Consider the following 15,687-nt stretch of genomic DNA (forward strand, 5'->3'; position numbering starts at 1 on the left):
CTTATATAGCCGCTTTTTTATGTTTCTTGCTGTAATTTTTGAGATATTTTTTTCATAATGTGAAAGTATTGATCTCTTTCTTCTTCTGATAAGTGTGAAAGTAAATCTGACCAAAAATCGACACGAGTAGCTTGCAATATTTCGACAACTTTTTCGCCTTTTTCTGTCAACTCTACCCACACGCTTCGGCGGTTTTGCTTTTTATAAATACGATTCACAAGCTCATCATCTTCTAATTGATTTAATACAATGGTGATAGCACCGGGTGAGAGCCCAAGTACTTTTGTGATATCGCTAACAATACAGCTTTTTTTATCGTGAATAGTCTTTAAGATTGCCTCTTTTGTTGAAGTTAAATGGTAGGGAAGCAAATCATATTTCTCACCAATTACGGTGTTTTTATATTTTAAAAGAGCTTCTTTTACATGATCTATACTTTCTAGCTGATGACTAATCTCTTCTTTGCTATAACGTTCAGTCAAGCGTAAATCCTCCTCATAAAACAAATTCCATTTTTACCATTATACCATGTATAATGCCCATAGAAAAATGAACAACACCGCGAAAATTGTCAGAAAAATTTAAAAATAATTACCATAATTCGTTAAAAAATCCTTGTTTTCGTGCTATTATATATAAGAATAGTAATATTAGGAAACGTATACAACATATGTTTTCTGGAAAATGGGGTCTATGAACATCAATCCGCTTTATCTCATGTGTTGAACAAAGAAAAAAATATAAAAAAATGGTGATTATTCACTTTGACGTATCGTCTTTTAGACGGTGTTTGTATAAAATGAATGTATACATATTTTTATAGAAAAAACATATTGAGGTAAAGCCGAGATATGGGGGGATTCAATTACATGAAGAAAGTCTTAGGGGCGCTTTTGCTTGGCGCGACAATTGTTAGTGCGTTTATTGCGTACGGCATGTATACAAATCATTCTGCAAAGCAAACAGCTGCGATAGAACAAAAACAAGCGGCTAAAAAACCAGAAAAAAAGGCTGAGAAAAAGAAAAAGCCAGTCCTTAAAGTCGAAGAACTGACGTATCAGTTAAAAGATTCCCGTACAGGAGAAGTAATGAAAGAATTCAAGCCAGTTCATTACAAGGATAAAGGTGTATATGATCAAGAAATTAAACAGTTAGCGTCTGAGCTGGCAAAAGGGATCGACACACCTATGCAAAACATAAAAATAGATGAAAATGGATCGTTGACTGGTGGGTCCAAGCAAATCATCTTAAAAGAAGCAGAACTTGTTAAAAATCTGCAGGACTTAAATACGAAACAACTGGATGTAAAGGTTCCGATTTACGAAACCGCTCCAAATGTAACGGCAGCATCTGCTCAGGGAATCGCTGATGTATCGCTAGCTTCGTATTCTACACGTTTTCGTCCAAGTGATACAAGCAGAAACAGAAATGTTCAGCTATCAGCAGAAGCAATTAATAACGTTGTATTAGGACCAGGAGATTCATTTTCTTATAATCAAACAGTTGGGGAGCGCACAGCAGAAAGAGGCTATCAGCCTGCCCCTGAAATTATCAATAAACAGCTGGTGATGGGAATTGGCGGAGGTATTTGTCAAACATCTTCTACGTTATTTAATGCTATTGACGGCGCTGGTCTTCAAGTGACAGCTAGGTCTCACCATTCAAAACATGTAGGGTATGTACCTGCAGGAAGAGATGCAACCGTATCGTGGGGAGGACCTGATTTTAAGTTCACAAACAACAAAGATTATCCTGTCATCATTAAAGCATACGCAAATGTAAATACCGGTGTTTTAACGGTAGATGTTCGTACTTCACAGCGTTCCATCTAATAAAAAAAGACGTATCCTAACAGATACGTCTTTTTTTCATTCATTATGCTTGTTGTTGCTCGCGTTCACGAAGTTCCACACGTCGAATTTTACCTGAATTAGTTTTTGGCAATTCATCAATAAATTCAATTACGCGAGGATACTTATAAGGTGCAGTTAGAGTTTTCACGTGATTTTGTAGCTCTTTAATAAACCCTGCATCTGTTGTTTTTAAATGATCAACAAGAACCACATACGCTTTTACTACATGGCCGCGATCAGCATCTGGGCTAGCTACAACGGCACATTCTTTAACTGCTGGATGCTTAATTAATGCATCTTCAACTTCAAACGGCCCAATTGTATAGCCGGAACTGATAATGATATCATCTCCGCGTCCTTGGAACCAGTAATAGTTCTCTTCATCTTTAGAAGCGCGGTCACCTGTTAAATAGTATTTTCCTTTATACGTTTTCTCAGTGCGCTCCATATCTTTGTAGTAGTGCTTGAAAAGAGAAGGGAGGTCTCTACGAACGGCAATGTCTCCAACTTCTCCAGGCTCACAAGGTTCGCCGTCTTCATTAATGATTTCTACAAATCCTTCAAGCATCGGTTTACCCATTGAACCAATCTTCGTTTTTACACCTTTTAAGGTACCAATCAAAAGGGTATTTTCCGTTTGACCGTATCCATCACGTACTTGGATATTAAAATATTTTTTAAACACATTAATCACTTCTTCGTTTAGCGGCTCTCCGGCAGATACAGCGCTATGAAGGTGAGACAGGTCAAAACGTTCAAGCTCATCAATTTTAGCCATAAAGCGATACTCTGTTGGCGTGCAGCACAATACATTTACTTTTTCATCTTGTAAAATTTCTAAAAACTTTTTAGGTTCAAAACGTCCGTTATAGATAATGCCCGTTGCACCTTGTCCAAGTACAGATAAAAACGGAGTCCAAATCCATTTCTGCCAACCAGGACCTGCTGTTGCCCAGACTGTATCGCCTTTTTTAATATTTAACCATTCAGCAGCAGCGATACGAAGGTGAGCATAAGCCCATCCATGAGTATGAACAACACCTTTTGGCTGTCCTGTTGTACCAGATGTATAAGGAAGAAATGCCGTATCATCTTTCGTTGTTTTAGCTGCTTGGAACTGTTCTGATGCATTCTCAGTCAGTGATTCTAAACGAGTCCATGACGTCTCATCAGCGCCAAACGTAATTTTATGTTGTAGAGAAGTAGGGAAGTTTTCAATCTTATCGATCTCATTGCAGAAAGGATGGTAAGAAATAATCGCTTTTGCTTCAGCGTGATGTAAACGATATTGGATATCTTTTGCGCGTAATAGTTCTGAAGAAGGAATTACAATAATACCTGCTTTTAAACATGCTAAGTAAATAGCATACGATTCAATAAGGCGAGGTGCAATAACCAACACGTGATCGCCTTTTGTTAAGCCTAGCTCCGTTAACCCGTTTGCTACTTTGTTTGCTTTTGCTAACAGCTGGTTATATGTAATTTCCTCACGCACACCGTCAGCGTCCTGCCACTTTAGCGCAAGCTGATCGGATGCATGTTTTTCAATTTCCTCTGTTAAATTGTAATGTTCACTTGGAACTAAGTCTTTTAGTTGAATCATAAAAACGACTCCTTATATTATAGATATCAATGATTTTTTATCATTACTATTATTATATTACTAACTATTAGTACTTGCTACTAATTTGTTTTGGGTTTTAGTAAAAAAGCAAAAAAAGACCCGCTTGTCTTATTACGACAGCGGGTATAACGTATGTTATTTAAATAAGCTCCATTTTGTATGAATAGGTACTAGCTCTTCTTCAGACTCGTCCTCTTCGTATAAACCACGTTCTTTTAAATACTCCACAAAATATAAGTCTGCTTCCTTACGTTCATCATAAGGCTTAATCGATAAAACAAACCCTACTTTATGCTGATCTTCATTTTCAACGCCTGAGAGATACGCTTTTACATTATGCTGCAAGAATAGCTCTTTAGCGGGAATAATTAAGTCTTTGACGAACTTTGACAGTAATTCTAACTCAAAGTCGAAGGTGAACTTAGCAATTTTTTCTAGATCTGCAAATACCACGCCGATAAAACTCGTATTATGTATTTCGTAGTCTTTCGTTTTTTCATCCCATTCAATATGTCCGATTTCCTTTAAGTAATTAATAAAATACCCAATGCCTTCATCGCGGCCAAAAGGTTGCTTAGAAAGAACCAAACCGATCTTTTTGTACTTAGGCAGATACACGCATGAGATAGCGGCTTCAACTTTATGCTGTTGAAATAAGTGCGTTGCCCCTTGAAGTAAGGCATCTAAAACATAATGGGTAATTTTCATTTGCTTACGAGGAAAATGATATTCGTTGCGTGCTAATTCATCTGTATCAGCAAACGTTGCTCCAATAAAGCCTGTATTGGATAGGGTAGGAGGGAGCTTCTTTCTTTTTCTTTTTCGTACCGTCATTCAAAAACACTCCTTGTGATCATCAATACGATAAAAAATAAAACGAACATACGTTCTTATCTAATGATACAAAAAATGTGTCGAAAAGTAAAGAGAAGTTAACGGAGAATTTTTAATTTTGTAATAAAAGTAACTAAGAATTATAAAACGCAGCGGTCGTTAGATATTGGAGAGGAGAGGGGGAACAAAAAAATAAAAGGCTGCAGATGAAAAGCATCCACAGCCTTTTATATATTCATTAACGAGCTTCTGTTAAAGCTACCATATCTTCATCATCTAAATCGATATCTACGTGACAATCCATTGTGTGAATTGTTTTATCTTCATGATTTCCATAATAAATTGTAATGTTCATGAGTATCGCTCCTTTAAAACTGGATAATGACATCCAATTTATACCGTCATCTATTTGTTTAATATTATACCCGATGAAAAAGGAAACTACAACTAAAATCACTAAAAAGCTGATAGGAAAGGGGTTTGTTGTGATTTTAATAAAGAATCTGATAGAATAAAAATACTAATAAGTGTATTTTATTACAGAAAATACGAGGTTTTAACTTTCGTGAATGAATAAAAATCCATTTAATACAAACATATGTACTAAATGAAAAATATACGTTCAGTAGCAAATAAATCCTGAAGATATTAAACACAAACAGATTTCATCGTTTTGCAAAGGATTCATTGAGAATACGATGAGAAAAATGAATGAGTGTAAAATTTAATTTCTATAAGTAAACTCATTCATTTTCCAAAATCTCTAACTATAATCTAAACATAAACCGAACTGATCAATCCTAAAAATAAACTGGTGAAATTCATATGTATTTCTATAAAATCATATCTACAATTGTTCAATTAGAACAAATATTATGGATAATTAGTTTAGCGAGTCGAGTGAGATAAACATAAACCCTATCTCATTTTTGAATTCCGTCTCACTAACATAAGTATACTTTTAAATTGAGACGGAATTTATGTTTTACCTATTGGTTCCTAGAATATATATTATGTAAACTAGAAAAATTAAAAAGAAAAGGTAGCTTTATTCACCTTCCCTCTAATTTTTAAGAACGAGTTCTATTTGAGCTCATCCATTTGGAATGTTTTTTGGGGGTCATAAACAAATAGTTCGTACTCGACGCCAGTTCAGCGGCCTTCTTCATATAGAAATTTGTTAATAGTTTGTTCAATAACCGCCGATAGCTGAAATCGGACTACATACCAATAAGTTTTACTCTGCATGCATGTGGTCAACAATTATCTCACTTGTGATTCTTTATATAGTACCGCTTATGATGTACATAAGTGAAATCAAATTTATCAAGCATATTATGGTAGCTTGTGGGATATATCAAAAAATGTTCATTTAAGAACTTTAGGAGTTGAAGATTTTAAACGCTTGGAGGATATTAGTGTATTACCTGATTGCTGTTGGTTGGAGGAACTGACGCTTGCAGGCGGTGTAGTGTCTAATACGCTAAAATTGAGCACTTTAAGCCCGCTAAGTCGTTTGGTTAATCTTAAGACGTTAGAATTAAATAATATCCGTATTAAAGATGAATCATTATCCCCTCTTCAACATTTACAGGATTTAAGAGAGTTGCATATTTCCAATCAATTTCCAACAGAAGAGTATGCAAAGCTTTCGGTTCACTTACCTAGTACTACATGTAATTTATTTCAGCCTTATACAAAATTACTGCAGCATATTGACGGAAAAGATGTAATGGTTACTGGGAAACGAAAGCCTTTCTTGAACTCAGTATCTGATGCATCAAGATTAGAGAAATATGAAAAACAGTTTAGGCAGTTTCAGGATAAATATCGTGCCGAACTATATTCGTAAAAGATACAAACAAATTAAATGTTATAGTTATAAAGTTGGAGGAAAGATAAATAGACGAGGCTGTTAACAGTCCCGTCAAAATAAATGTACAATACATATGTAATTAACGTGTATAGCATCACTGTGTTTAGAAATCGCTATACTCGACTAAATCTTTATCTTCAATAAACCCAGTAACAGCTGACAAATCTGATATTTTCCCTTCACCTGTAGACAAATTTAAATTTACATCACCTTCCCTATTTGGTACCTGCAATGGGTGAGCCTGCGCTTGGAGCATTCCTTTAATTACGTCTAGCTCTTTACTTATGTGTTCAAACATTTTATGGTTATTTTCTTTTGTAGAAGAATTGTGTTCAGGTGATGTTTGTTCCAAATCGCGCAAAATTAATGTGGAAATATAATCACCGAGTTTTCGTGATTTTGCATATTTTTCAAGGTTTTCGTAAACAACATCACAAAGTTGATTAGTCTTGATTGTAAATGCATTTTGACGTTCTGACATGCTTTTCACCTACTTTTTAAATATAGCTTTTACGAAGAGCGCCTAAGCTACGAATCTCTAAACCAAATAAATTTAAATAGCGACTGTTTTCAGGAAACTTATGGTACCTCTCTGTTCGTTCTTGACCAATTTTTTCATTTATGACGTTATTTATAGTTTGTTTTAATACAGCTGAAGCTCCACCGGTATAAATGTACTTCCTCATTTTATTCACTGGTGGAGGAAATGTGTAATTTAGGGTGTCTAAAAGAATGTTAACGTATTCTTTCAACGATGCTTGGATTTGATCTGAATAATCTGTTGACATACCTGTATACTCATTTTTTAGCTCGAATTTTTGGTTCTTGTGATTTTCAAAAATAAACTGATCAAATTCCCTCAAGTATTCAAAAACTCTGGGGAAATTTTCTTCTCTTAATTTGTTAAGGTGATTTAAATAAGAAAGGTTTTCTATACAACGAAAGGCGTTTCTGTTGTTCATAGTGGTCAACCCTTTATCCAACATAATTGCGTTAATAGAGGTTCCACCGATGTCTATTAAGACTGTCTCGCATTCGTCATATTCACTTGCACTTGAAAGGTTTTGTAATAAAAAGTCCTTTTTTAAAGCGAGTTTTGAGATCTCTCCTTCCTTTAAACAGACGCTTCTTTTAACTAGAACAGTGAAATTTTTTTTGTAGCCAGGTGTATAAATAGAGAATTTGTGTTCCCCTTCAAAACGTTTTGCCATTTTTGTTTGAGCTACTTTAAATGTAATTTCTCTTCTTAAAAGCCAAATAGGTAAAGCGGTAGAAAAGTAATCAATTTCTATGTGATTATCAAATTCCGGGGTTAGTTTAAGGGAATGATAATATGTAATAGCTGCTAAAAAAGTAATATATGGAATGTCGCTTGAAGTTTTATTTTGAATTACATTAGGGGTATAATTTATTTGAGAATAACTATCCGAGTCACTTATTAAAAAGTATCTTTCTTCTTCGTGTTGATTTAAAAAAGTTGACAAGACAATATTGTTTTTAAGACTAGTCGAATCACTAAAATTATTTTTAAAATAAGAGACGGCCTCGTCCTTATTTATCTCGATTACATTAGAAGGAATGCTAAAAAGATATCCATCAATAATGTTTTTGTTAGAAAAACTTCCAGAATCTTTGTTATAACGCGTAATCTTCATTGTAAAACCCCTTTTAAGTTGAACATAAGTTGAACTAATTATATAATGATGAAACTCACAAAATCAACACTTTTATTTTGGTGATGAGTGTATGTAAGGTGTTATTTAACATATCTATTCTTATAGTTTAGTAGTATTAAAAAAGCCTCCTAAAATAATTTAAGACTTTAAAATTCTATAGATTTACCTAGTCGTCCACCTTTATTAGTAACTGTTTAAAACCAAATATATAGTAGTGTCGAATTTCATACTTCATCAAAGCCCTCACTCGCTAAGGTATGTTTCCCAATCGTAGTCATGAATTTTATCAAATTGCCCAAACTCATTTCTTTCATAAGCACATAGAGGTGATTCATTTATAAAAGCTAAAATTGAGTCATCAACATTTAAAACAACTCCTAGAGCTACAATTTGAAAATTATCTGGATTACTAGTAAATTCATCTTCTTCGTATCCGCTAAAGATAACCCATCCTGAATCATTCGGTTCATTTGGTTTATCCTTTAACAGAAAATTAAACTCGTTTCTTTCTAAAACATCATTGCTAACTGTTACGAGGGCATTAAAGTAATAGTCCATCTTTGCAGCGTCATCGTCTTCATATTCAGTATCACAAATATGTTTAGTGCCAAAATGCAGGATTTGACCAAGTTTTAAGCTCTTTAAATGATAAGGTTTATTATCAAGCTTTCCAACAAAGTTCTCTTTGTTTCTATCCGTAATTTCCACCCACATTCTTTCTCCTTTGTAACCATCTGTATCTGAATCACTAAAGAAAACTAACTTCACCAGGTCTCCCGCTTTTAATTTATCCGTCACCGCTTTGCTTGGCTTGTAAAATGTATAAGGAGATTCTTTGTTTCTTTTGTAAATATTATCTAATTGCCAAGGTGTATTATCCTCAATTTTTTTATTGTTAGAATGTTTTTTGAACCAATTTTTCATACAATACATTACCTCTTTGATTTATATAATTTAAATTTCTTTAATTGGATACTGAATTAAAATGGATTCTAACCCTTGAATAAACGCATCTATGTAAGTTAAATCTGTTTCAAATTCAAACTTTAGCTCTGTTCCCCAGCCAGCGGGATACTGTATAAACCCATCTACACTAACATTTTTTCTTCCATTCATAGTCAATGTAAAACCAAAATAGGGTTCATTGGGTTCAAAAAGTACTTTCTTCTGCTTTAAAGCTGAGAATTTCTTTAACTCGTTAAGATAGTACTTTATTGTACGCCCTTCTAAAATAACCTCGTCAATTTCAGCTTTAAATGCAGGAATATTAAATGTAAGATAATTTTTATGCCAATCTGCATCATGTACGTTATCCGCTTCAGGGTATGCGTATGCATAAGTACATATCTTAAGATAAGACAGTCCATCTTGTGAAGACAACTCTGCAAATGGATATTTGGAAAAGTAACTTTGTTTCACACAAGTTCCTTCTTTCTATATAAAGATATATCACTGTGTACGTTAATAACGTTATGTAAAAATCATTATTTGCCTGCTCTCTATTCTATCTTTACAAACAAAAAAGATAAACTAATTAATATTTATTTAGGCTCCTTATATCCAATGAACGTAGATCACAAAAGAAAAGGTCTAGAGAGTTCTCTAAGCCTTTTCTTTTGAAAAAACTAAGTTTAACACAACTTAAAAATTATGGAACAAAAAAAGAGCAATCATGCGAATAATGACTGCTCTTTCCTTACTAAAACTTTAATGTTTCACAACAGTTACATACGTAACTTTACTTACATTATTCGAAGCATCTTTAGCAGTTACGTTTAATTTAGTTCCTTTTTTCTGTATAGGGATACTAACAGAGAATGATCCCTTTGAATTTGCTTTTGCATACCCAATTCGATTCTTTCCTACATTAACAGTTACGGTAGAGTTAGCTTCTGCTTTTCCTGTCACAACCTTATCATTATCATCTACTTTATTAACTGCCGGCTTGTTTGGTGGAGTAACGTCAGCCTTTACAACTGTGATATAGGTAAGTTTACTTACATTTCCCGCACTATCTTTAGCAGTTACATTAAGTGTGGTACCTGCTTTTTGAACTGGGATACTAACAGTGAATGAACCATTTGAACTTGCCTTCGCGTATCCAATTCGATTTTTACCTGCATTCACAGTTACAGTCGAGTTAGCTTCTGCCTTACCAGTTACAACTTTATCGTTATTGTCTACTTTATTGACAGTAGGTTTATTTGGCGCAACAGTATCTTTGATAGCTTCAAACTGAGTAGAGATTCCATATATAGCATCGTAGTCATTTTCGTTTAAATCTAAAACAGGTATGTAATATGTGCCTGCTTTATTAACTTTATACCCTTGAACCTCCAATCCATCATCATATTCAGAACCTAAGTATTCTAAATATCCATGATCTTGAAATTCATATTCAGTTGCTAAAAATAATAGATCAACATTGGAAGTTGTGTCTGTTCCACCCGCTACTAGTAAAGTCCCTTTTCCAGATACGTTTACCTTATAAAAATCTATATCAAAAGTATCATCGAATTGCCCAAATGTTACTCTCTCATTTAGCAGTGTATCTGCTATTTTGAAATCATCATTAGGCTCACTTTCATACATTGGCTGACCACTACTACCATTAATACTTGCGCTTGATGCATTAAATTTTTTTGTAGAAAAAGGTTTAAATGTTTCTAATGAATTTAGATTTTGTTCTTTAATTCCTTTTAGTGCATTGGGATTAATAACATTGTGATTTAGCGGTTTATCAGCCTTCAATTGGCTTTCAATTGTTTTCTTTGAAGACTCATAGTTATTCTCAGCTGCTTGAGTCGTGCTTACTGATAATGAGGAAGCTAGTAAACCTACAGACAGTAATGAGATCATACCTTTTTTCTTCATCTAATCTCTCCCTTGGATACATATTGTAACTTTATAACTACGACTATGATACTACTTAACTTCTAACATAACTATATAATTCTATATTCAAATTCCGACAAAAAAAGACAGCCTTATTAGAAAGGCTGTCTTTTTCTAGATTGTTTATTGTTCTTTTGAGGTTCAATTTCAATCAATTACACTAATCTCTTTTTTTAAAAAAATACCAACTAATAGTATGGGCAGTATTATATCATATGTATGTAGAATTTCCTATTATGCCAACAGTTTATCTTTAGCTTTATTAAATTCCTCTTCATTAATAACGCCTTCTTTATATAAATTATCAAGACGTAGTATTTCATCTGCTGCAGAGTTTGAACTTAATGATACTGTATCAGTTCTTTCAGCCATTTTTTGAAGAGTGCTTCTTAATTGAATAGCTTTGGCGCGGGCCTCTTCAAGAGTATTGAAGATATTTCCTCTCCTGCCAAGTCCGGTCATGTAATCGTAATAAAAGCATAAGTCTATAGATCCAATATTTTCCGTTACAATCATTAAACTTAAATTACTAACAAATGTACTAGTTGTAACATCAGGTCCACCAAACCTAGTATCTCTTTCTGTATGCACACTTTCTTTTTCTTCGTTTAGATCTACAGAGATAATTTTATCAGCATAAACGATTTAATGGCCGGATCAATAAATGCCACTTTATTTACGTTCTTATCTACTATTACTTTTTTTGATGATCTAATACTATTGTACTCAATAACTGTTTCATTTGTAAATTCATGTTCATTAAATAGCCTCTGTCGACTATTAAAGTAAAAATCAGTTTCAGCACTTATTTTCTGATCAGATTCTCTATCTTTCTAAAACTCTCTCGAACTTGCTTTTTTGTGCTTCATTCTCTTTCTTGTCAAGCGGTTTTTATTTCTCTTTCAAAACGGAAACATCCACATATACCTTTAGGATTTTCTTTATATACCTATTAAACCCACGTCTCGACTAAACTTTTAACGTCTTCTGGTGATTGTGTAATATGAGTTAGACCAAATGAAAGTACTTTATGAATACTTTGCAAATCAGCTGCTAATAAAAAGAAGGAGCCCTTCAATAAAGGACTCCTTCTTCTGGAGAATACTTTCATTCTAAGTCCAACTGATCAACCATAGTACCATCAATAGGGTCTACAGTATACCAAGCTACTGTTGCAGTATGCCCTTCTCCAGTTTCTTCATCATCAATAACCACATTATAGGCATGAATAACATATTGTCCGTCCGAACCAATCCCATCTAATTCAACAATAGTATCTGAACTTTCCGGTATTCCTAATTTTTCGCGGACGAGTTGAACAGCTTGTTCTTCAGATACACTTTGCTCTGCTAAACCTTGCTCTGCAATTGCTTGTGAATCTTCCGCTTGAGTGTCTGACTCCAATATTTCTTGCTCTGCTTGGGTGTCATCATCCGCTTCTTCTTCCTCATCAGCTTTTGCCTGAGCTTCCTCTTCCTCCTGCTGTTTCTTCTCTTCTTCTGCTAAACGTTCTTCCTCCGCTTTACGATCTGCTTCTGCCTGCGCTTCAGCTTCTGCATCAGCCTTTGCCTGCGCTTCTTCTTCTTTTTGTCGGTCTTCTTCTAGTTGCGCATAGTAATCATCTAATTCCTTTTCCATTTGCTGCTGTTCAAGGTCTGATAATTGCTTTTGTTGTTCTTGTATTTGGTTTTGAAGCAAAGCAATTTGTTCTTCTGAAGCATTATCAACAAAATTGATGTTTTCTACATAATCACCACTCGCGTCAAAATTAACTTCCATCATACAAAAAACGTTTTGCTCTTGATTAATGCCATAGTAAATATACTGATTGTCACCTACTTGGATATATTGATAACCATTCATTACGTTTAATAAGTAATCGCGATCAGCTTCTTTAGAATTAACTGCTTTTTTAATTGTTGATGCTTTTGTTTGCAATGTATTCGGCGATGATTCTTTTACAGCCGTTTTGTTGCTATTTTCTTTCGTATGAACCGCTGTTGATTTCTCTGTAGGCTCTTCTTTTTGCGATACAGTTTCACTGGACTCATCGCTACAGGCTGCTAGCAATATAGCTAATAATGGAATACCAAAAGCAACTTTCAACATTTTCATAGACTATTATCCCCTTTTTTTATCTTTTTTTAGGTTTTATATAATTCTAAAGAACCATAAAACCTTAGGGGTTATTATACCAAAATTAAGAAAATATAAGAATATTTTCTTGTTTTATTTATGGTATTTTTTGAAAATTTTTCTTTTTACGTATAAAATAAGAAAACACAAAGCCATGTACCTTTTTCAGAACGCGGCTTTGTGTTTTCTTAGCAAATGTTAATGATGAAATCCATTGTCGTATTTCGTATCTTTAAGAACAGGTCTATCCAACGAGTTAAGAAATTCAACAGCTTGTTTAAAATTAACCATAAATAAATGAGCAAGGTCTCTTGAAAATCCATTTCTAACGACAATACGCATGATTGTTATTTCTTCCATATCTGCTGGGAGTGGATAAGCAGGCGCTTGCCATCCATACGTGCGCAATTGTCTAGACAAGTCATAAAGAGTCCAGTTTGGCGTGTATCCTTCTTTTAGTTTCCAAGCAAGAACGGGGATATCTGAACCATCGGCGATAATTTCGAATACTTCCATTTCTCCAATTTCTTTGCTGAGAAACAGCGCGTTTTCTTGTGAAGTTTTTTGCACGGCATAATAGCCGTCTTTCCCTAAACGCAAGAAATTGTAGTACTGTAAAAGAACTTGTGCTCCTGGTCTAGAGAAGTTGAGCGCAAAAGTTGGCATGTTGCCTCCTAAATAAGAAACGCGGAAAATAAGATCTTCAGGCAAGTCTTCTTTTTCTCTCCAAATCACCCATCCTAGACCAGGGTAAACTAAACCATACTTGTGTCCTGACACGTTAATGGACTTTACTCGCGGCAAGCGGAAATCCCAGATAAGGTCCGGTTGAAGAAATGGAGCGATAAAACCTCCAGAGGCAGCATCTACATGGATAGGAATATCTAACCCTGTTTTTTCCTGTAACTCATCTAATGCTTTTGCGATAGCAGCAATTGGTTCGTAAACTCCCGTATACGTCACTCCAAGAATCGGTACGACACCAATTGTATTTTCGTCAACCGCATTAATGACGCCTTCTGGATCTAAATAAGGATGATCTGCATTAATGTTCACATAACGAGGCTCTACGTCCCAATAGTTTGCGAACTTCTCCCACACCACTTGAACGGATGAACTAAATACAATGTTCGGCCGGTCTGTTGATAGCCCTTTACTTTTACGCAGTTTCTGCCAGCGTCTTTTTAACGCTAGTCCGCCAAGCATACAAGCTTCAGATGAACCTGTAGTAGAAACGCCCATCGTTGTATCAGGATTAGGTGAATTCCAAAGGTCCGCTAAAATACGTACGCATCTCTCTTCAATAGCTGCTGTTTGCGGATACTCGTCTTTGTCAATCATATTCTTATCAAAAGATTCGCCGTACAAACGCTTTGCATCAGGCTCCATCCACGTAGTGACAAACGTAGCTAAATTCAAGCGAGCATTTCCGTCTAAAGCAATTTCGTCATGAATGATTTGATAAGCTGTTTCTGGAAGCATACCTTGATCACTAATACGCAGCCTTGGAATCGTCACTTCTCCTTGTCGAGAAAAAAGCGGATTAACAGGAAATTCATCAGGTAAATTTTTTGTTCACGATGCGGGTGCCATTGAGGCATAAAGTATCATCTCCTTATGTATAGTGCACTTTGTCTAACAAATTGCTTTACGTTCATCTGGTGTTATAACAACAGGTCTCCTTTACACATTATGAGCTTTGAAACCTATTTTCATTCTTTTCATTATCCTCATAACATAAGGGTGACCTTTATTTAGTGATACTCATAAAAATATGCTTGGCACGACTCAAAGGGTAAAAAATATGGTAATATATTCTAAAGGAGGTTTTAAGATGGAGAAACAAGGGATTATCTTGCAAGACAAGTTTTTCGAATTAGGTGAATCTCCTATTTATAATGAATCACAAGACGTCGTTGGAAATGTCGCATATAAGTTATCAATTGCTAATAAATTTGAGATTTTAAAGGACGAAGAGATCGTATTTACAGGTAAATCTAAAATGTTTGCCCTTATGCCAAAGCTGATCATTTCAGATCGCCACGGAAATGAAGTTGGCATGATCCAGCGGAAATTCACTTTTTTTAAAAAGAAGTACCTTTATATCAGAAACGATGGCAATACATATGAAATTACGGGGAATATAACAGATCGTAAATTTGACGTTTTGCATTCCGGTGTTCCTGTCATTCAAGTCCGCACACTCTCTTCTTTTCTGTCATTACGTCCCCACACGTTTGCTTTAGAATTTCTTGAACCTGATCTTGATAAGTGGGAAGGAATTGCGGTTGTACAAGGCGTAAGGATGATGGTGAAAGACGAAAACAGCAGTACATCTGCTGCTCCGGCTCAATAGCAATTATATGATATAAAAAAACGAACAAACTTTATATTGAAGTTTGTTCGTTTTTTAAAATTAAGGACCAAATATTAGCGTACCGATGACGTGATAGCCAATTGGTACAAGAAACAAGATGATATTTAAAATAATCGCCCATAGACAGAGCTTGTCTTTTTTTATAAAAAAACCAATAATTGCAGGAACAATCATGAGCGGAACTAAAAAGATAGGTGCGATAATAGGCAGTCCTTGAAGCTTTTCGGCCGCAATAAGCCCTGTGAAAAAGTTAAGGATCAATAAAGTATTAATAATGACATATAAAAGTGAAATTCCTCCAAGAACCCCGCCTATTATTCCGCTTTTAGTTGTTTTAACAGTAGCATCCACGTTTCTATCACCTCTTTTTTTAGAAATATAAGTAAACTATACTATAATGTGGATTTTATTGTAAA

Annotated in this window: 16 protein-coding genes and 1 pseudogene; 4 read left to right on the forward strand and 13 right to left on the reverse strand. The window is 34.7% G+C overall.

The genetic code is table 11. The features are described from left to right. Positions 1-17 precede the first annotated feature (17 nt). The gene (locus N178_RS21385; RefSeq protein WP_045294759.1) at positions 18-482 is read right to left on the reverse strand and encodes a MarR family winged helix-turn-helix transcriptional regulator; all 465 of its coding nucleotides are present in this window, start codon (positions 480-482) and stop codon (positions 18-20) included. Positions 483-869: 387 nt separating this feature from the next. On the opposite strand from N178_RS21385, the gene N178_RS21390 reads away from it, so the two are divergent. Next, the gene (locus tag N178_RS21390) at positions 870-1,832 is read left to right on the forward strand and encodes a VanW family protein (RefSeq protein ID WP_045294761.1); all 963 of its coding nucleotides are present in this window, start codon (positions 870-872) and stop codon (positions 1,830-1,832) included. A gap of 43 nt (positions 1,833-1,875) precedes the next feature. On the opposite strand, the gene mbcS is transcribed toward N178_RS21390, so the two are convergent. Further along, entirely contained in the window at positions 1,876-3,456 is a 1,581-nt protein-coding gene (gene mbcS, locus N178_RS21395; protein WP_045294763.1) for an acyl-CoA synthetase MbcS, read from the reverse strand. A 156-nt stretch (positions 3,457-3,612) separates the two neighbouring features. Then, on the reverse strand, positions 3,613-4,311 hold the full coding sequence (locus N178_RS21400; protein ID WP_045294764.1) for a hypothetical protein: 699 nt from the start codon (positions 4,309-4,311) through the stop codon (positions 3,613-3,615). A 1,250-nt stretch (positions 4,312-5,561) separates the two neighbouring features. On the opposite strand from N178_RS21400, the gene N178_RS28065 reads away from it, so the two are divergent. Next, positions 5,562-5,687: a hypothetical protein gene (locus tag N178_RS28065; RefSeq protein WP_375156321.1), complete on the forward strand. Its 126-nt coding sequence runs from the start codon at positions 5,562-5,564 to the stop codon at positions 5,685-5,687. Then, complete coding sequence (locus tag N178_RS21405; RefSeq protein WP_152640867.1) at positions 5,657-6,163, forward strand: leucine-rich repeat domain-containing protein; 507 nt, start codon at positions 5,657-5,659, stop codon at positions 6,161-6,163. The genes N178_RS28065 and N178_RS21405 overlap by 31 nt, the downstream gene beginning before the upstream one ends. Before the next feature lie 127 nt (positions 6,164-6,290). Here the strand turns inward: N178_RS21405 and N178_RS21410 are convergent, their stop codons facing one another. From N178_RS21410 to gad, 9 genes and pseudogenes are all read right to left on the reverse strand, one after another. Further along, entirely contained in the window at positions 6,291-6,668 is a 378-nt protein-coding gene (locus N178_RS21410) for a hypothetical protein (RefSeq protein WP_045294765.1), read from the reverse strand. A gap of 16 nt (positions 6,669-6,684) precedes the next feature. Beyond that, positions 6,685-7,842 (reverse strand): Alp7A family actin-like protein, encoded by a 1,158-nt coding sequence (locus tag N178_RS21415; protein ID WP_045294766.1) that lies wholly within the window; start codon positions 7,840-7,842, stop codon positions 6,685-6,687. A 264-nt stretch (positions 7,843-8,106) separates the two neighbouring features. Then, positions 8,107-8,787: an immunity protein Imm33 domain-containing protein gene (locus tag N178_RS21420; RefSeq protein ID WP_045294767.1), complete on the reverse strand. Its 681-nt coding sequence runs from the start codon at positions 8,785-8,787 to the stop codon at positions 8,107-8,109. 30 nt (positions 8,788-8,817) lie between these two features. Beyond that, positions 8,818-9,282, reverse strand: a complete 465-nt coding sequence (locus N178_RS21425) for a WapI family immunity protein (protein WP_045294768.1) — start codon at positions 9,280-9,282, stop codon at positions 8,818-8,820. A gap of 288 nt (positions 9,283-9,570) precedes the next feature. Then, entirely contained in the window at positions 9,571-10,737 is a 1,167-nt protein-coding gene (locus N178_RS21430) for an Ig-like domain-containing protein (protein ID WP_045294769.1), read from the reverse strand. A 255-nt stretch (positions 10,738-10,992) separates the two neighbouring features. Beyond that, positions 10,993-11,349 (reverse strand): SHOCT domain-containing protein, encoded by a 357-nt coding sequence (locus tag N178_RS21435; RefSeq protein ID WP_045294770.1) that lies wholly within the window; start codon positions 11,347-11,349, stop codon positions 10,993-10,995. A gap of 361 nt (positions 11,350-11,710) precedes the next feature. Further along, entirely contained in the window at positions 11,711-11,836 is a 126-nt protein-coding gene (locus N178_RS27910) for a hypothetical protein (RefSeq protein WP_272946346.1), read from the reverse strand. Between the two features lie 29 nt (positions 11,837-11,865). Continuing rightward, complete coding sequence (locus tag N178_RS21440; RefSeq protein ID WP_045294771.1) at positions 11,866-12,873, reverse strand: hypothetical protein; 1,008 nt, start codon at positions 12,871-12,873, stop codon at positions 11,866-11,868. A gap of 219 nt (positions 12,874-13,092) precedes the next feature. Continuing rightward, positions 13,093-14,495 (reverse strand): annotated as a pseudogene (gene gad, locus N178_RS21445) (glutamate decarboxylase). A gap of 233 nt (positions 14,496-14,728) precedes the next feature. On the opposite strand from gad, the gene N178_RS21450 reads away from it, so the two are divergent. Beyond that, entirely contained in the window at positions 14,729-15,250 is a 522-nt protein-coding gene (locus N178_RS21450) for an LURP-one-related family protein (RefSeq protein ID WP_045294773.1), read from the forward strand. 60 nt (positions 15,251-15,310) lie between these two features. Here the strand turns inward: N178_RS21450 and N178_RS21455 are convergent, their stop codons facing one another. After that, the gene (locus N178_RS21455) at positions 15,311-15,622 is read right to left on the reverse strand and encodes a hypothetical protein (protein WP_045294774.1); all 312 of its coding nucleotides are present in this window, start codon (positions 15,620-15,622) and stop codon (positions 15,311-15,313) included. Between the last annotated feature and the right edge of the window lie 65 nt (positions 15,623-15,687).

This window comes from Priestia aryabhattai B8W22, assembly GCF_000956595.1.
Classification (GTDB): domain Bacteria; phylum Bacillota; class Bacilli; order Bacillales; family Bacillaceae_H; genus Priestia; species Priestia aryabhattai.